This window comes from Sphingopyxis sp. (assembly GCF_016793825.1).
GTDB lineage: Bacteria > Pseudomonadota > Alphaproteobacteria > Sphingomonadales > Sphingomonadaceae > Sphingopyxis.
This window is the reverse complement of the sequence record NZ_JAEULM010000014.1, coordinates 12,497-28,556: the sequence shown is the minus strand read 5'-3', so window position 1 is coordinate 28,556 and position 16,060 is coordinate 12,497. Positions and strand designations below refer to the sequence as shown.

Below are 16,060 nucleotides of genomic sequence, written 5' to 3'. Positions count from 1 at the left end.
AGCAAGACCCGAGTGGCGTTCCCAAGCCTGTGCGAACAGGAATATTGCTGCCACCGGTCTGTACCGCGTAAATCCGATCTATGCGCATCCTCGGCATCCTTCTGATCCTTATATCGCTTCCCGCCTTCATCTGGTGGATACGTTCGTTTCCGCGCCAACGAAAATGGGCGTACTTCGCGATGGGCATATTGCCCTTCACGATGAGTTGGGCGAACCTCGACGTCGCCTTTATCAACTGGGACACCTGGCCGGGTTTCGCGCGCGGTCTGGTGGTTTCCATTCTTGATACGCTCGCCATCGCCGTGATCGTTATTGCTCGTGCACCATTCCGCCGTTTGCCGTTTCTGGGGCTGCTAACGGCCTACATGCTCGCGGCTGCGCTCTCGATGTTCTTTTCAGACCAGTGGATGAGTTCAAGCTTCTACGCTTTTCAGCTTATCCGCGTCATCCTCGTATTTGTTGCCGTCGCTTCCATCGCCGGAAAACCTGAGGCCGTGCGGTGGCTCGCGTTCGGCCTCGCTGCGGGAGCGATCTTTCAAGGTGTCGTAACGCTCGATCAGCGACTATCGGGCGCGGTCCAGGCCTCGGGAACCATGGTTCATCAGAACCTGCTCGGGTTGATGCTTCATTTCGTTACCCTTCCTCTCATCGCGCTGCTGCTTGCTGGCGAGCGGAGCAAGTTCATAATGCTCGGGGTCTTTGCGGCGTTGCTTGCCGTTGCACTCGGCGCCTCCCGCGGAGCCGTTGCTTTCGTCGCCGTTGGGCTCGCCCTCCTGTTCCTGCTCTCGTTGGTGCGGCGCAGCACGCCTCATAAATGGAAAATCGTCGGTCTGGGCGCTCTCGTGCTGATGGTCGTGGCACCGATCGCCGCCGTATCCTTTGGCGAACGCTTCGCGGTTGCCCCAGTCGCCAGCGGACCCGACGGCGAACGCCAAGCATTCGAACGCGCCGCAAAAGCGATGTGGAAAGACCACCCAATGGGCGTCGGCGCCAATCAATATGTCGTCGTCGCCAACTCGAAAGGATACTCGCAAAACGCAGGGGTCATCTGGAATTATCGCAGTCGGTCGGCAACCGTTCACAATATCTATTTGCTTACCGCCGCGGAGACCGGTTGGCCCGGGCTGCTGGCGCTTATAGCGCTTTTCACATGGCCGGTTCTGCGCGGCTTGGCCTTTGCTTTCTCCAATCGGAAGGATCCCAGGGGAGATATCGTCATTGGCGCGAGCGTCGCGATCTTTGCAGCGGCACTGCATTGTTTTTGGGAATGGGTCTTCGTTGTATACAATACGCAATATGTGTTTGTGATATCGTTGGGAATCATTGCCGGAACCATCAGGCAGGCTCGCGTCGAAAAGTTGGCTGATGCGCGCAAGAAACGACAGGTGCCCGGCGCAAATAGCGAAATTTCCAGCAGCGTATCAAACTCGAGCAGGTCAGCGCGGACGAAATGAAACGCCTTCGTTTGTCGCTACCGCATTCCTGGCTGGGGCATTTCGGTTCGATGGGGTGGATCACCGCCACTTACGTTGCCCAACAAATCGTCCGCCTCCTGTCGAACATTCTGCTCGCCTGGCTTCTCGCGCCCGCCCTGCTCGGCACGATGCTGTTGATCAACGCGCTGCGGACCGGCGGAGAACTGCTGACCGATGTCGGTGTCGGGCAAAGCATCGTCAACAACCCGCGCGGCGAAGACCCGGTCTTCTTCAACACCGCCTGGACAGTCCAGATCGTGCGTGGGCTGCTTCTATTTGCTGTGGCGCTCGCACTTACGATTCCCATCGCGCACGCCTATGAAAAACCGGACCTGCTGCTGTTGCTTCCCGCGGCGGCGCCAATTTTCATCCTCACGGGGCTGACCTCTCCGTCGCGCTTCCTCCTTCAGAAGCGCCTGGAGATCCGAAAGCTCGCGCTGTTCGACCTCGCCTCGGCGATATTCGGGGCCAGCGTTCAGCTCCTCCTCGCTTTTCTCATGCCGACGATATGGGCCCTGATCTGGGCCTTGCTGATCGGCGTCGCGGTTCCCGCCATCGCGAGCTTCTTTCTGATCGACTGGCGAATGCACCGCCTGCGCTGGGAGAAAGAGGCAGTCCATGCGATCGTCCACTTCGGCAAATGGATATTCCTGTCTTCGCTGGTCTATTTTCTCGCGATGAACTTCGACAGATTATACTTCGCGGACATGATCCCATTGGCGCTGCTGGGCGTTTACGGAATTGCGCGAACCTTTGCCGATGCGGTCACAGAACTCTTCCAACGCGTGGGCAGCTTTCTGATCTTCCCCAAGATTTCCGCAACAGGGCTGCGCGGCGCCGAGCTTGGCGCGGCGATCGGACCAATGCGTTTCGCACTGCTAGGCGTGGTCGCGATCGGCCTCGCGGTCGGCGTGGTGCTTGCCGATCGATTTATCTATCTCGTCTACGACGCCCGATACCATGACGCCGGTTTCTTCCTCACGGTCCTCCTCACCGGGACCTGGTTCTCCATTCTCGCGTCGATGGCCGAGGCCATGATGATGGGGCTCGGCAAACCCTCTGGTGTCGCCCTCGGTAATGGCGTCAAATTTGCCGCGATCGCCTGCACGCTTCCAATCCTGCTACCCCGCTATGGCCTGAACGCAGCAATGGGAGCGTTCGTTGCGGCCGAAGCCATACGCTATGCTGCCCTCACCTGGCGGAAGCGGCGGGCCGGGTTGAGCTTCGTGCGTCAGGACGTGATTTTGACGATTGCCTTCTTTGCGCTGATCCTGCTCTTTCGAGAGGCGAGCAGTTTCGTTGGCCTGACCGGCGGCGTCGGCGACTGGATTCGAGAGGGGGCACAAGTCCATGGCTGACGAAGGGACGGGCCGATTGGGCCTGGTCGCCATCGGGCGAAACGAGGGCGAGCGGCTGAAGCGCTGTTTTCGTTCGATCCCGGACGGTCTTCCGGTCGTCTATGTGGACAGCGCGTCAACCGACGACAGCGTGAACTTTGCCCGTGAACATGGTGCGCTTGTCGTCGCGCTCGACATGCGATTGCCCTTTTCGGCCGCGCGCGCCCGCAATGAGGGCTTCGACAAGCTCCTCGCCTCCTATCCCGACATCGAGTATGTGCAATTCGTCGACGGCGATTGCGAATTGGAAGAAGGTTGGCTCGACGCTGCCACGCTCTTTCTCGACCGCGAACCCGAATTCGCTGCGACCTGTGGTCGCCGCCGCGAGCGCTTTCCGGGTGCAAGCTTCTATAACGCCATGGCCGATGCGGAATGGAATACGCCGACTGGAGAAGCAGGCGCGTGCGGCGGCGATGCGATGATGCGGGTCAAGGCTTTCGTCGATGCGAAAGGTTACGACCCGGCGATCATTGCCGGTGAGGAGCCTGAACTTTGTCAGCGCATGCGTGGGAAAGGCTGGCGGATCTGGCGTCTCGACGCCCCGATGACGATCCACGACGCCGATATGCATCACTTCAGCCAATGGTGGATGCGAGCGGTCCGTAGCGGTTTCGGCTATGCGCAGGTGTGGTGGAAGACGAAACGAACGGGCGATCGCCTCTATGGGCGGCAAGTGATGAGCTCGCTCTTCTGGACTGTGGGGATTGTCAGCCTTGCCATAGCTCTCGCCTTCATTTTCGGCCCGCTTGCGCTTCTCGCGGCCCCCGCGCTGTGGAGCACGCAGATCTTGCGCCTCGCGCGCCGCGATGGCGCCGCGAGGGCCTGGCATCTGATGGTCGGTAAATTCGCCGAGATGCTCGGCATCATGCGGTTCCTGTTCGCGATGATGGCACGGCGTACGCAGGGCGCTATATTCTACAAATGAGCATCGCCTATCTGGTCAGCGATTACGGCGCTGCGTCGCACACCTTTGTTCGGCGCGAGGTCGCGGCCTTGCGCGCAACCGGACACAACATCCTGACCTTCAGTGTCCAGCCATGCTCGGACCGCGAGGGTACCGAGAGCCTCCTCGGCCGCCCTCTTCTCGATTACGCTCTGGCCTTGCTGTGGGCGCTGTTCACCAGGCCGCGCAAACTGGCCGCAAGCTGGGTCTTGTCCCTTCGTCATCGGGTTGGCGGCGCGCGCGCACTGCTTTGGTCGCAGTTCCACTTTCTGGAAGCCGTGCTTCTCGCGCGCCGGATACGCGGGCGAGGCGTATGCCACCTGCACAGTCATTTCGCGAACAGCGGTGCGACCGTCGGGATGCTTGCCGCGCATCTTGCCGGGGTCCCATGGAGTCTGACGCTGCATGGCATTTCGGAAACCGATCACCCGGCCGGCGCGCTCCTCGCCGGGAAGATCGAGCGCGCGGTCTTTATCGCATGCGCATCCTATTTCATGCGCGCGCAGGCCATGCGCCTTGTCGAACCCGCACAATGGCCCAAGATGCATATCGTCCGCTGCGGCATCGACCTGGCGGCGCTGCCGGATCGCGCAGCAAAAGCCGGAAGATCGAGCGACGATCCGCCGCGGCTGGTTTGCGTGGGTCGCCTGTCACCCGAAAAGGGATACTCCGGCCTCCTCGCCGCTCTCGCCCGGCTTGTCGAGGAAGGCGTTGATTTCTCGCTGACGATCGTGGGGGACGGGCCCTCGGCGCAAGTCGTGCACGCCGACGCGGCGGCGCTGAACCTTGGGAATCGCGTCCATTTCACTGGCGCCCTGACCGAAGCGGAAACGCTGGCCGAAATCGTGAATGCGGACATGCTGGTTCTGCCGAGCCTCATGGAGGGGCTACCTGTCGTCCTGATAGAGGCGCTTGCGCTCGGCCTCCCGGTCATCGCGAGCCGGGTTGCAGGCATTCCCGAACTGGTGGAAGCGCGGCAGAATGGATGGCTGTTTGCACCATCGGACTGGAAGGAGCTTCAGACCCGGCTTCGCGACGCCATCGCCGACAGGTCCATCTGGGACAAAATGGGTGTCGAAGGACGAAGACGGGTCGTGGAAGAGTTTCGCGTGGAAGTATCCGCTGCCCGCATGGCGAATCTCTTTTCGACCGGCGTTTGAAACACCGTCGCGCGCCTGCTTCACTTTACCAATAGCGCGCGGCTCCCTTTCGCTTGAGCATCCGATTGGCCTCGATGCTGGGCCAGAGGTTCAGGATCGTGGCACCAAGTGAGAACGGCGCCCGCACAAGCGCCCGGCGCAAACCGACTCCCCTTAGATTGTGAAGTCGCCAGCTCAGCATCCGAGGCGGCAGCGCCCAAATCCTGTTTCCCACTCTGGCAGCGACAAGCCGGTCGATCCACTGCGGATCGTGGGCGTTCCAGTCACGAATCAGCGTGCCGACGTGATGTTCATGTCGACCCGCCCAAAGATGTTCGAATATCCATCCGTTGATCGTTGTACCGAGTGTCATGCGGCACTCGTGCTTGAAGAAGCCCGCGACATCATGCGCCTCGAAATAATGTGTCGGCGCCGGCATGCGCTCGATTCTCTGCAGGCACGCAGGCTCGGTGAAGCCGTTCGTGTGAAGCATGGCGGAAAGAACGCCATCTTCGCCCGGGGTCGGCACGGGCAGCCATATTTTCAGAAGCTCTCGCATCCACACGGCGTAAAGCGATCCATTGATCGCGTGCGGCGCCGGCGAATCGCTGGAAATCTTCAGCGAGAAACGGTCGATGAACGTCTTGCGATCCTTGCGCGCGATGTCCTTGACGGGGAAGCCCGAGACTGCGCGAAGATCCTGCCGACTGACGAGACGTTCGACGAGTCCGCTCAGCACTCGCTCATGCGCGAGTTCAATATCGGCGTCCAGAAAGATGACGATGTCGCTTGCTGGATCGATGAGGTCGTGGACGGCAAGATTCCATGACCGCGCCTTGCCGCCTTCCGTCGTATCATGCACAATACTGCGAACCCGCGTCGCACCCAATTCCGCGTCGATTGCCGCCCGGGCCTTTTCGGCAGTGCCGTCGTTCGATCCATTGCTCACGACAAACAGGTCGACGTTCTCATGATCGATGAGCAGGGTCTGCGTGGCAAGTTGTGCGACCAGCGCTCCGATCGTCGACGCTTCATTTCGCGCAATGACGCAAATAGCGATGCGCGGTGCGATCATCTCATCGCCGGGCATCATGTTCGCTCTGCAGCGCTGCCGAGTTCGGCCTCATTTGCCGCGCGCGCCACTTCAGACTTAATCTGAATGTCCCGAGGCATCGTCAACCTGCTCGTAATATTTTCCGTAGTGCGCGCTGCCGTAGCCATAGCCGTAGCTGTCGGTAAAACCGCCATTGTAGCGATTGAGGATCGATCCGATACAGGGCGTCGGATGAAGCATGGCGAGCACATCCTGCACGTGCTTGCGGGTCGTCTTGCCACTATCGACGACCAGCAGATAGCCGTCGAGATGTTCGAGGCTGATCATCGCGTCGTCGTTCGCGAATGCTGGCGGCAGGTCGAACAATATGATCGCAGCCTCACTCTTGCTGCGAAAAATCTCCACCATCTCGGCGAAACGCTCGCTCGCGAGCAACTCTGCCGTATTGCGCTTGCGCCGCACGGAAGGAAACAAACCAAGTTCGGTGCCTTCAATGCGATAACCGACGCGCCTCAGGTCGGACACTTCGCCTTCCAGAAAGCTTTCGATGCCATGCTCGGTGATCAGCCCGATCTCCTCGGCAAGCGACGCTCGCCTGATATCGAGATCGACAAGAAACACCGGTTGATCGGTGACACGCGCCAGTGAACTGGCAAGATTGAGCGACAAATAGGATTTGCCCGCCGCCGGCGTTGCCGACGTCACGCCGACGAGGCGCAGGCCGCTCTCTTTCACCTTCTTCGAAAGGCTGGTCCGCAAAAGGTTGAAGGGGCGCGCGCGAATATCGCGGCTGTCGAACCCGACAAGCTTGTGCGTGTTGATCGCAGACTTTTCGGGCGTGAAGACGGGCAGGTCTTCCAGCCGAAGCATGTCGCGCGTGCCAAGGGCGGTCGGGTCGGCGTCAGCCATGATCATACCTCAGAATATCGCGTGTCAGGATCGTCGGGACGGAAGAAAGCGACGCCATCCCTGGACCGGAACACGAGTCAGTTCGATGACGGGAATCACGCCGAGCGGCGACGCCCCAAGGATCGATTTCAGCGCCGAAGGATCGCGTATCGGTCTGAGAAAAATCTCGATCGCAAAGGCAAGAACGAAGCCGAGGCCAAGGCCTCCTCCCAAACCGAGGGCCGCAAGCAGGAGCCGGTTTGGCCAGCTCGGCGTATCGGGAATGACAGGAGGTTCGACCACCGAAAGCCGTTCGCTCAACTGTTCGTCTTCGGCGCGCACGCCCGAGCGAGCCGACATGAGCTGCTTTTGCACCTGCTCATATTGGGAATTGAGCGCCGTGAGCCGCTGTTGCAGCTCGCCAAGCTGTTGCTGCACCAGCGGCGCGCGGGCCTGCGCCGCCAGACGCGAACTCACCTGTGCAGTTTCCTGCGCCTTCGCGGCACGAAGTCCGGCAATCTGGGAATTGTTGAACGCGATCTGTTCGTCGATCGACTGCAATGGCAGCTTCTGCGTGTTGTCCTTGGCGAGACGCTTTGCTTCCGCGAGCGCCTGCTTCGCGATGATGACGTCCGGATGCGTTTCCGCGTAGACCGCGCGCACGGAAGCGAGCCGCTGCTCTGCACCGACGACCACCGGGTCGCGTTCGTCGCTTGTCTGCGCGTTGTTGCGTTGAAGAAGCAGCGTCTGATTATCGCGTTGCAGCGCGGCAATCTGAACGTCGTAGCCACCGGTGCCGCTGCCGATCATCATGCCGCCGCTCGTCAGCACGCCGCCGTTCTGCGCCGTCACCGTTGCGATCTGCGCCTGCAGACTGCCGATCTGCGTCTCCAGCCCGGTCGCCTGATCGGTGAGGAACTGCACCGTATTCGTGGCCTGTTCCGAATTGCCGCGTGCGTCGAGTTGAAGGATGCGGTCCATCAGGTCTTGCGCGACGGCCTGCGTCTGGGCCGGCTGCGAATATTCAAACGCCAGTTCGAACGCGATCGTGCGTTGGTCAGGTCGATTTGGCTGCGCGCTCCCCTGAGTAGGGGTCAGCTTTATCGATGAGCGCATCTTTTCGATGATTTCAGAAAGCGGCTTGCGCTTGCGTTCACTGGCATAAAGACCGTGACGTTCGATCAACTCGATGAGGTCGGGACGCGCGGTGACCTGCTGCTGAATCGCCGCGATCCGTCGGTCGATCACGTCGTTGCTCGTATCGATGCCGATGACTTCCTGCGGAAGCTGAGGCGATTCGACGAGCATGATCGCATTCGAACGATAGGTTGGCGGGATCAGGAAGATCGCCGCGAGTGCTGCGATAGTGCCAACAACGGTGGGGGCAATGACCCACCATTTTCGCTGCCACAGAATGACGGGAATCTGGCTCAGGAAGCCTCCTCCGCTACCGCCTTCCTCTACCGTGTCGATCATGTGGTCCATCAACCAAGCTTTCCGAAGCGCACCGTTACACCAACCATCAGTGAAGCATTGGAGCCCCGGCGCCCTTGCGTATCGCCATAAATCTTGGAGTAGCTCGGCGTTACTGTGAAGGTCATGCGATCGTTAAGCCGACGGCTGTATGTCCCGCTGACGCCGATGATGTCGGTTGCCCGGAACTGCGTCGGAAGGCCACTGTTGCCATTTTGATCGGTGCGGCCATAGCGCGCCGCGAACGAGACACGGTCTTTCTGGGACAGAACGACGTCAAAGTTTGCAGCAACCGCCGTCACGGACGAAACCCCGCCGAGCGCCGTCGGCTGCGCGCTACGGCTCGCTGACAGGCAAAAAGTCTGATCCTGTCCCCGATCGCAAAGTCCGACATTTCCGGAAAATGACGTGCGCTTGGCATCCTTTCCTGTGCCGACATCGGTGAGGACATAAGAGACGCCCGCGCCCGCCACGAAGATCAACCGAGAGGTCAATTGTTGCCGGATTCCGAGCTGAGGGGTAAATATCCTGCTGTCCCCGGTACCGCGACCAAGATAATTGACGGTGCCGCCTTGGACCGTCGCGGTAAGTGCAAACCGCTCGGAAAATCTCCGCTCATAGCCAATATGGCCCGAAAGATTGCGATAATCGAAGCCAATGTCGTCGTTGACGAAAGATGCTCCGAGTGAAACGCCGGCATTGATCGAGCTGACCTCGTCGATGACGTGCGCAACCCCGACCGATCCGCTGGCAGCCTGTGTCCGACTGCGGATACCTGCAATCGTCGTATCGACGGGCGGGATGACAGGAATCGGATCATTACTGGGGTTAAGAGGGTCTTGCCCCGCCAGGAGGAAGTTGTTCTGGATCGCCGAACGCAGCGACTGATACGAAGACGAGAGGCTGAGGGTCGTTTTTTCATCAAGCCGGCGATTACTCGATACACCGATGCGGCCGGACAAGTCCGTCCCGTAGCGATTGGTGTATTGCGCAAGCCGCAAATCGCCCTCGATCGCGGTCTGACCGACCTCATCTTGCCAGAGGATCAACGGGCGCACGCCAACATTGCCCGCCGCCGCCGTCCCTTTATCCGCGTAAAGAAACGGGTTCGTCGACACCGAACCCCCGACCGAAACATCGACGGTCACCTCGGGTTGCTGTGCAAATGCCGCCACGGGCATGCCGCACCAAGCCAGCAAAAATATCGAGGATGCGAGCTTCCTCATCATAAATCCCCCCAACGCCTCAAGGAACGATAACGGTATCACCCGTTTCAATCCTAAGGATGTTTGCCCGCGCGATATCGTTGGCATCGGCGCCCATCTTGAACAGCGGAGCAAGGCGCACGCGGACCGTCCGCAGGTCCTCGCCCGCCTTGCGAATGATGACCACATTGTCAAGATTGGCAAATTCACTTGGACCACCTGCCATACTAAGTGCTTCAAGAACATTAATATAGCGGCCCGGCGTAAAGGTTCCCGGCGAGCGAACACGCCCCATCACGGAGAACTGAAGGCCCGCGGGCTGCACCACCGATACGGTAACCTGGGGCACCTGTCCGCGATACTGGTCCCGCAGCCCGGCCGTGATCAAGGTTTCGACTTCGCTCGGCATATAGCCCTGTGCGACAATCTTGCCGACGAGCGGGAAGGCAATGGTTCCGTCGGGGAGAACCTTTACCTTTCGCTGTAGCCGCTCCTCGCCCCACACATAAATTTCAAGCTCGTCGCCCGCGTTGATACGATAGGCGTTGGCACGCACGGTGATCGGCGGTGGTGGAACGGTCGTCGGGGATGCCGCGGGAGCAACGCCTGACGGCGCGCTAACGGGCACTTCGGCAGTCGCCGCGGGATCCTGTGCGGCAGCCAATACGGGCACGACAAGCGTCATGGCCATCCCGACCGAAAGCAGAAATCTCATCATTCGGAAAATTACCTTGTAAACGCTCAGCGTGGGCGGTCGACATAAAAGCTTGCAACATTATAAGGCGCTGCATGGTGTTTGGCTACAATGTTAACCCTGAACTTGCACTTCGGGCACGCGCGTTCCGGCCGGGCGTCCTGTTCGCGCTCGCCGCGGCCCTGCTGGCGACCCCGACCTTGTCGGCCTGTTCGCGGTCCGAGGCAGCCGCTGCGGCGGATGCGACGCGCGCGCAATCCCTTTTCGAACAGCGCCGGTTCGCAGAGGCCAGGATGGCGATCAAGGAGGCCATCTCCGAACAGGATGATGAACCGCAATATCATATACTTAGGGCACGCATTGAATATGCCGTGAACGCGATTCCTCAGGCTTATGACGCTTATAATGACGCGCTGGCCCTCGATCCGAGCAATATGGAAGCGCTGCAGGCAGTCTCGCAGCTGGGGTTGCAGACGGGGCATTTGCGCGAATCGCTCGATGCGACCGATACCATCCTCTCGCTTGCTCCCAATGACCTCTCCGCGCTCCTCACGCGCGGACTGCATTCGATCGTTCGCAGCCGGTTCGATGAGGCCGATGGCTACGCCGACAAGATTCTTGCGATCGATCCGGCGAATGAAGGCGGCGCGATTCTAAAGGCGCGCGCCATTTTCCGGAAAGGACAGTCGCAGGTCGCTCTCGCGGCGCTCGACCAGTTTACGGCAGCGCACCCGGCCACGGTTGGCATTGCGTTGACGCGGCTGGAAATTTATCGCGCGCTCGACAATGCCGATGGGATGCGCGCGGAGTTCGCCAAGCTTCGCGGTCTGGCGCCAGACAATGACGCCGTCCGCGTCGACGAGGCGAATTTCGCCTTCAAGGACGGGCGCCCCGCGGACGGTCTCGCGATTACCGCCGCGCTGCTGGCCAATCCCAAGCTTGCCAGGGATCAGGTTCCGGTTATTCTCAATCTGTGGCAAGAATATAGCCCAAGTGGTCCTGATGATGTGCTTCTTCGTCGAATTGTCAGCGAAGGATCATCCGCCACCCGCACTGCGGTCGCCGGATATTTCCTGGAAAACGGGCAAATTGCGAAAGCCACTTCTGCGGCTACGAGCCTGCGCGGGGCCGACAGGGTGGCGCTCGACGCGGGCGCGGCGCTCGAGCAGAAGGATTGGCCAAAAGCACTCGAACTGGCGAACAGCGTCCTGAGCGAGGATGCAACACACTGCCTCGCCCTTACCGTACGATCCGAGGTGCGCCTGCATAATGGGAATTTGCAGGGCGCCTTGCGATCGGCGCAGGAAGCGGTCAGCCAGTGCCCCGGCCAGATTCGGGGCTGGCGACTGGCCGCGACAAGCTATTCGCGGCGTGGCGATCTGGAAAATGCCCAGCGGATGTGGCGCCAGGGTATCGCGGCCAACCGTCAGAATTCGACGATCGCCGCCGCCGCGATCGGCTGGCTGGAAGCGAACGGCCAGGGACGCGAGGCAGTCGCGATCGGCCGCCGCCTCACCCACGATGCTCCCGCGTTGATGAGCGGATGGCGGCTCTATGCAGGAGCCTGCACGCGGAACGATGCGAAATGTGTCGCCGACGCGCAGCGAGGACTTGCCGTCGCGGCGCGCAGCTATGGGATCGACCTCCTGCCGGGGCAGCTCCCCCCGAACGGCCTGTTCGGCCGCATCGTCACGCGATGAGGGTCGCCGCACCGGACCGTATCGATTTTCTGGGGCTGCACTTCGACGCTCTCGACGCGGCTGCGGTGCGCCGTTCGGTCGTCGCCCTCGCCCGCTCGTCGTCCTTTTCCTATGTCGTCACGCCCAACGTGGACCATATCGTGCAGCTCCATCGATCTCCGGACCCTGAGATCATCCGGATTTACGACGCCGCAGCGCTCTGTATTTGCGACAGCCGGATCATCGCACGCCTTGCCGCATTCTCGGGAATATCGCTCGCTGCGGTTCCGGGCAGCGATGTGACGCGCGACCTCTTGTGCGGTGAGTTACCCGATTGCCGGGTCGCCGTTATCGGTGGCGACAGCGAATTGCACCGAAACCTCGAAGCGCTCTACCCCCGCTTCGCCTGGACCTTCCACATACCTCCGATGGGGGTTCGGCGCGATCCGGAAGCGCGCGATGCGATCGCCGTATTCGTCGAAGCGATGCAGGCGGATGTCATATTGTTTGCGATTGGTGCACCGCAAAGCGAGATCGTCTGCGGAGAGATCGCGGCGCGCGGCCGTTCGCGCGGTATCGCCCTGTGCATCGGCGCATCGCTGGAGTTCCTGACCGGCGCGAAGCAGCGCGCCCCGCGATGGATGCAGCGCGCCGGTCTCGAATGGTTGTTTCGGCTGGTCAGCGAACCCCGGCGGCTGTGGCGGCGCTATCTAGTCGATGGTCCAGCCATATTCCCGATCTGGTGGCGTTGGCGGACGCTTAACGCGGATCGCGCTCGGTCCGGTTCCAAACCGTCTGACGACGCCTGAAAAAGGCAAGATAGATCGGTATCTTCCACAAGATATAGAGAGGCGCCCGAACAAGATCGCGGAACGGCAGGATCGCGCGTGCACCGCGCCACCAGGCCGCGAAAAGCAGTAGGATGACGACGAGGAACAATGTGCCGAGCACCAGCACAGGCATGGCGTTCCCGGACCAAAGGCCAAGCGCCGCCGCGAACGCGAGCGCCAGCGTCGCAAGGGCCATCAAGAGCGCGAGCGGCGGTATCAGCAGATGCGCGCCGAGCGCCGCCAGGTGCCGCGACCGATGCACGACCGCCTTCGCAACCAACGGCCAGGCCTGCCGAGCGGCGGTCTGAATAAAACCATGCTCCCACCGGCTGCGCTGTCCCCGCCCCGCGTCCAGCCCGGCAGCAGGGCTCGTCACGAGCACCGCATCGTCGAGCCGGACCCGGATCCCATCACGCGCAAGCCCTATCCCGAGATCGAGGTCCTCCACCATATTGGCTGTCGCGAGCGGAATATGCCTGAATAGCGCCCACGGAAAGGCCATGCCGGTGCCAAACAGCAGCGCCCCGCCACCGATCCGCATCAAACCGCGCGCACGCACCAAATTCTTGATGAACATGGCAAAATTGGAAATGGACACGAGCGGCGATGCCCCGCGAGGCGCGACGAGCAGATTGGCAGCCTGGACCGGCGCGCCCGATTCCAGCGCACCGGCGGCCAGACGCTCGGCCCCGTCCTTGGCAATCCGGCAGTCGGCGTCGAGAATCAGCACGGCCTCAGGCGGATCGAGCGCAAGATGATCCCGGCCGAATGCGAGCGCAAAACCTTTGCCGCGATGCTCGGCGTCCTGACGCTCGATGACCTCGGCACCGGCGGCCCGAGCAAGCGCGGCAGTGGCGTCGCCGCAATTGTCGGCCACAACCAAGAGCCGCGCCGTCGGCGCTGCTTCACGAAGAGCGACAATGGTGTCCGAAATGCCGGCCGCCTCGTCATGCGCGGGAATCAGGATGGCAAAGGACACGGAGCCGCCTGCCTCCGAAGGGGCCCGGAGCGAGGCAAGACCGGAAGCAAGCTCGATGGCAAGATAGGCAAGCGCCACGACAAACGGCGTCACGATCAACCAGGCGAGGATTCCCAACATGCCGCCCCGCGTTTAATCGATCTTCGTCGCGCGGCAAGCTTTGCGCGCTTGCCTGTACCAAAGTGCGACTTTGGTTGCTCCGGCCTATGCAATCACAAAGCGGCTGGATAGAGAGCAACCTCCAATTGGGGGAAAGATTTCAATGGCGCGTGAATATTCCATGGCCCGCAGGGTGCTTGTGACCGGCGGCGCGGGGTTTGTCGGTTCACACCTGATCGACCGCCTTATCGAGCGCGGCGACGAGGTTCTGTGCGTCGACAATCTGTTTACGGGTGCCAAGGCGAACATCGCGCACCTGCTGCCGCATCCGCGTTTCGAATTCCTCCGCCATGATATCTGCCTGCCGCTGTTCGTCGAGGTCGATGCGATCTTCAATCTCGCCTGCCCCGCATCGCCGATCCACTATCAGCACGATCCGGTTCAGACGACAAAGGTCTCCGTCATCGGCGCGATCAACATGCTGGGATTGGCCAAACGGACCAAGGTGCCGATCCTTCAGGCCTCGACAAGCGAAGTTTACGGCGATCCGACGCAGCATCCACAGACCGAAAGCTATTGGGGAAATGTCAACCCGATCGGCCTGCGCAGCTGCTATGATGAAGGCAAGCGCTGCGCCGAAACGCTCTTCTTCGACTATCACCGACAACATGGCATCGACGTGAAGGTCGCGCGCATCTTCAACACCTATGGTCCTCGCATGCACCCCGCCGATGGGCGCGTGGTATCGAACTTCGTCATGCAGGCGCTGCGTGGCGAGGACATCACCATCTATGGCGACGGGTCGCAGACGCGCAGCTTCTGCTATGTCGACGACCTGGTGGAATCGCTGCTCCGTTTGATGGATTCACGCGAAGGGTTCACGGGGCCGGTCAACCTCGGCAATCCGGTCGAGTTCACGATCCGCGAGCTCGCCGAACTGGTGATCGAACTGACGGGCGCGCGATCGAATCTGGTTCAGCACCCGCTACCCTCAGACGACCCGACGCAGCGTCGCCCCGACATTTCGCTGGCGCGCGCCGAACTCGGCTGGGAACCGAAGATCAAGCTGCGCGAAGGCCTGGAAAAGACGATCGCCTACTTCCGGGCTCTCGGCAACTGATCAGCGCGCCGCGATCAAGCCGGCGATGAACTCGCGATACTGACTGGCGATCGTCGGCCAGGCGAAGCGTTCGATTCCGGCGGCGGCACCCTGTCGCTGGCGTCCGGTTGCAAGCGCGGCGCCGATCGCCGTTTCCAGCCGCACCGAATCTTCCGTATCGCAAAGATAGTCGGAGTTCTTGCCAAGAATCCAGCGGAGCCGGTCGCTGTCGTGACCGATGATCGGCAGGCCGCTGGCCCATGCCTCCAGAAAGACGTTACCGAAGGATTCGAGCAACGACAGATGGAGGAATGCATCGGCTGACCGATAGAGCGACGGCATTTCGGTGGCCGGCAGGCTGATTCTGCGATAGCGTCCGGGAAGCAGATCCGCGGCAAGAGCCTCGGCGTCGTCGCGAAGCGGGCCGTCGCCTGCCACCACAAGATACGCATCGTCCAGGCGGGATACTGCCCGGATGCCGTCGACGACGCGCTTCGTCGGAATATAGGCGCTGACCATCAACACGATCGGCTTGTCGACAGGAAGGCCAAGACGCTCGCGCTCGTCCTCTCCGACGCGAAACCGCGCAAGGTCGACGCCGTTGGGTATGAGGGCCGAGGCCCAGCGCTTGCTGTTTCGCTCAAGATAGTCGGGATTGGTGCACACCAGCCCGTCGCACGCAAAGGTGCGATATTCCGAATTGTCGGAAAATGCAGGCCAGTCGCCATTCTGAGTCACGAAAATCTGGAGCGGATTGGTGCGCGAAGGGCGACGGAGCGCCCAGTGCGTGAAGGGAAAGGAGCAGGTGACAACCGCATCGAAATCTGCCGGCCGATAGGCGCGAAGAAGATTCGCCGCGAACGTCATGTCCTCCCACGCCGTCTCGCTCCGCAGCGGCGGAAAAAAGGGGAATTTCTCGAATCGCTCGCGCCGCGCGGACGATACGTGCCTGAAGGCGTATGACGTATCCGTCCGGGCCTCGCCCGATCCCATCACGGTTACCGAATGCCCTTCCCTCGCAAGCTCCTCCGCGACCGAAAGAAGCGCCACTTCGGCTCCCCGGTCAAAGCGATGAAATCCGGGCAAGGCGAAAAGCAATCTCATTC

Annotated in this window: 14 protein-coding genes; 7 read left to right on the top strand and 7 right to left on the bottom strand. The window is 61.1% G+C overall.

The genetic code is table 11. From position 1 onward, the window contains the following. Window positions 1-80 precede the first annotated feature (80 nt). From JNM03_RS02800 to JNM03_RS02785, 4 genes are read left to right on the top strand one after another with little or no spacing between them, the layout of a single operon-like run. On the top strand, window positions 81-1,454 hold the full coding sequence (locus tag JNM03_RS02800; RefSeq protein ID WP_294034166.1) for an O-antigen ligase: 1,374 nt from the start codon (window positions 81-83) through the stop codon (window positions 1,452-1,454). Continuing rightward, window positions 1,451-2,833: an oligosaccharide flippase family protein gene (locus JNM03_RS02795; RefSeq protein WP_294034164.1), complete on the top strand. Its 1,383-nt coding sequence runs from the start codon at window positions 1,451-1,453 to the stop codon at window positions 2,831-2,833. The genes JNM03_RS02800 and JNM03_RS02795 overlap by 4 nt, the downstream gene beginning before the upstream one ends. After that, complete coding sequence (locus tag JNM03_RS02790) at window positions 2,826-3,797, top strand: glycosyltransferase (protein WP_294034162.1); 972 nt, start codon at window positions 2,826-2,828, stop codon at window positions 3,795-3,797. The genes JNM03_RS02795 and JNM03_RS02790 overlap by 8 nt, the downstream gene beginning before the upstream one ends. Beyond that, the gene (locus JNM03_RS02785) at window positions 3,794-4,975 is read left to right on the top strand and encodes a glycosyltransferase family 4 protein (protein ID WP_294034160.1); all 1,182 of its coding nucleotides are present in this window, start codon (window positions 3,794-3,796) and stop codon (window positions 4,973-4,975) included. Before JNM03_RS02790 ends, JNM03_RS02785 begins: the two co-directional genes overlap by 4 nt. Before the next feature lie 25 nt (window positions 4,976-5,000). Here JNM03_RS02785 and JNM03_RS02780 read toward each other — a convergent pair whose 3' ends face one another. The 5 genes from JNM03_RS02780 to JNM03_RS02760 are packed head-to-tail and all read right to left on the bottom strand — an operon-like array spanning window position 5,001 to window position 10,265. After that, the gene (locus tag JNM03_RS02780; RefSeq protein WP_294034158.1) at window positions 5,001-6,047 is read right to left on the bottom strand and encodes a glycosyltransferase; all 1,047 of its coding nucleotides are present in this window, start codon (window positions 6,045-6,047) and stop codon (window positions 5,001-5,003) included. Between the two features lie 57 nt (window positions 6,048-6,104). Continuing rightward, window positions 6,105-6,917 carry a CpsD/CapB family tyrosine-protein kinase gene (locus JNM03_RS02775; protein ID WP_294034156.1) on the bottom strand — a complete coding sequence of 271 codons (813 nt, stop codon included), beginning with the start codon at window positions 6,915-6,917 and terminating at the stop codon, window positions 6,105-6,107. A gap of 24 nt (window positions 6,918-6,941) precedes the next feature. Further along, window positions 6,942-8,372 carry a Wzz/FepE/Etk N-terminal domain-containing protein gene (locus tag JNM03_RS02770; protein WP_294034154.1) on the bottom strand — a complete coding sequence of 477 codons (1,431 nt, stop codon included), beginning with the start codon at window positions 8,370-8,372 and terminating at the stop codon, window positions 6,942-6,944. Between the two features lie 8 nt (window positions 8,373-8,380). Next, complete coding sequence (locus tag JNM03_RS02765; RefSeq protein ID WP_294034152.1) at window positions 8,381-9,598, bottom strand: hypothetical protein; 1,218 nt, start codon at window positions 9,596-9,598, stop codon at window positions 8,381-8,383. 16 nt (window positions 9,599-9,614) lie between these two features. Then, complete coding sequence (locus JNM03_RS02760) at window positions 9,615-10,265, bottom strand: polysaccharide biosynthesis/export family protein (RefSeq protein WP_294034150.1); 651 nt, start codon at window positions 10,263-10,265, stop codon at window positions 9,615-9,617. A gap of 98 nt (window positions 10,266-10,363) precedes the next feature. On the opposite strand from JNM03_RS02760, the gene JNM03_RS02755 reads away from it, so the two are divergent. Further along, window positions 10,364-11,968, top strand: a complete 1,605-nt coding sequence (locus JNM03_RS02755) for a tetratricopeptide repeat protein (RefSeq protein WP_294034148.1) — start codon at window positions 10,364-10,366, stop codon at window positions 11,966-11,968. Next, window positions 11,965-12,756 (top strand): WecB/TagA/CpsF family glycosyltransferase, encoded by a 792-nt coding sequence (locus tag JNM03_RS02750; RefSeq protein WP_294034146.1) that lies wholly within the window; start codon window positions 11,965-11,967, stop codon window positions 12,754-12,756. The genes JNM03_RS02755 and JNM03_RS02750 overlap by 4 nt, the downstream gene beginning before the upstream one ends. Here JNM03_RS02750 and JNM03_RS02745 read toward each other — a convergent pair. After that, the gene (locus JNM03_RS02745; RefSeq protein ID WP_294034144.1) at window positions 12,707-13,876 is read right to left on the bottom strand and encodes a glycosyltransferase family 2 protein; all 1,170 of its coding nucleotides are present in this window, start codon (window positions 13,874-13,876) and stop codon (window positions 12,707-12,709) included. The two genes, JNM03_RS02750 and JNM03_RS02745, sit on opposite strands and share 50 nt — an antisense overlap. A 160-nt stretch (window positions 13,877-14,036) precedes the next feature. Between JNM03_RS02745 and JNM03_RS02740 the strand changes: the two genes are divergently transcribed. Continuing rightward, window positions 14,037-14,975 (top strand): UDP-glucuronic acid decarboxylase family protein, encoded by a 939-nt coding sequence (locus tag JNM03_RS02740; protein WP_294034142.1) that lies wholly within the window; start codon window positions 14,037-14,039, stop codon window positions 14,973-14,975. On the opposite strand, the gene JNM03_RS02735 is transcribed toward JNM03_RS02740, so the two are convergent. Continuing rightward, the gene (locus tag JNM03_RS02735; RefSeq protein ID WP_294034141.1) at window positions 14,976-16,058 is read right to left on the bottom strand and encodes a glycosyltransferase family 4 protein; all 1,083 of its coding nucleotides are present in this window, start codon (window positions 16,056-16,058) and stop codon (window positions 14,976-14,978) included. It lies immediately after the preceding gene. Window positions 16,059-16,060 lie beyond the last annotated feature (2 nt).

What these genes read in the sequence shown, in the direction of transcription:
- JNM03_RS02795 (WP_294034164.1), top strand. Translation starts at nt 1,451, where the DNA reads ATGAAACGCCTTCGTTTGTCGCTACCGCATTCCTGGCTGGGGCATTTC.
- JNM03_RS02750 (WP_294034146.1), top strand. Translation starts at nt 11,965, where the DNA reads ATGAGGGTCGCCGCACCGGACCGTATCGATTTTCTGGGGCTGCACTTC.
- JNM03_RS02765 (WP_294034152.1), bottom strand. Translation starts at nt 9,598, where the DNA reads ATGATGAGGAAGCTCGCATCCTCGATATTTTTGCTGGCTTGGTGCGGC.
- JNM03_RS02775 (WP_294034156.1), bottom strand. Translation starts at nt 6,917, where the DNA reads ATGGCTGACGCCGACCCGACCGCCCTTGGCACGCGCGACATGCTTCGG.
- JNM03_RS02800 (WP_294034166.1), top strand. Translation starts at nt 81, where the DNA reads ATGCGCATCCTCGGCATCCTTCTGATCCTTATATCGCTTCCCGCCTTC.
- JNM03_RS02745 (WP_294034144.1), bottom strand. Translation starts at nt 13,876, where the DNA reads ATGTTGGGAATCCTCGCCTGGTTGATCGTGACGCCGTTTGTCGTGGCG.
- JNM03_RS02735 (WP_294034141.1), bottom strand. Translation starts at nt 16,058, where the DNA reads ATGAGATTGCTTTTCGCCTTGCCCGGATTTCATCGCTTTGACCGGGGA.
- JNM03_RS02740 (WP_294034142.1), top strand. Translation starts at nt 14,037, where the DNA reads ATGGCCCGCAGGGTGCTTGTGACCGGCGGCGCGGGGTTTGTCGGTTCA.
- JNM03_RS02790 (WP_294034162.1), top strand. Translation starts at nt 2,826, where the DNA reads ATGGCTGACGAAGGGACGGGCCGATTGGGCCTGGTCGCCATCGGGCGA.
- JNM03_RS02755 (WP_294034148.1), top strand. Translation starts at nt 10,364, where the DNA reads ATGGTGTTTGGCTACAATGTTAACCCTGAACTTGCACTTCGGGCACGC.
- JNM03_RS02770 (WP_294034154.1), bottom strand. Translation starts at nt 8,372, where the DNA reads ATGATCGACACGGTAGAGGAAGGCGGTAGCGGAGGAGGCTTCCTGAGC.
- JNM03_RS02785 (WP_294034160.1), top strand. Translation starts at nt 3,794, where the DNA reads ATGAGCATCGCCTATCTGGTCAGCGATTACGGCGCTGCGTCGCACACC.
- JNM03_RS02760 (WP_294034150.1), bottom strand. Translation starts at nt 10,265, where the DNA reads ATGGCCATGACGCTTGTCGTGCCCGTATTGGCTGCCGCACAGGATCCC.
- JNM03_RS02780 (WP_294034158.1), bottom strand. Translation starts at nt 6,047, where the DNA reads ATGATGCCCGGCGATGAGATGATCGCACCGCGCATCGCTATTTGCGTC.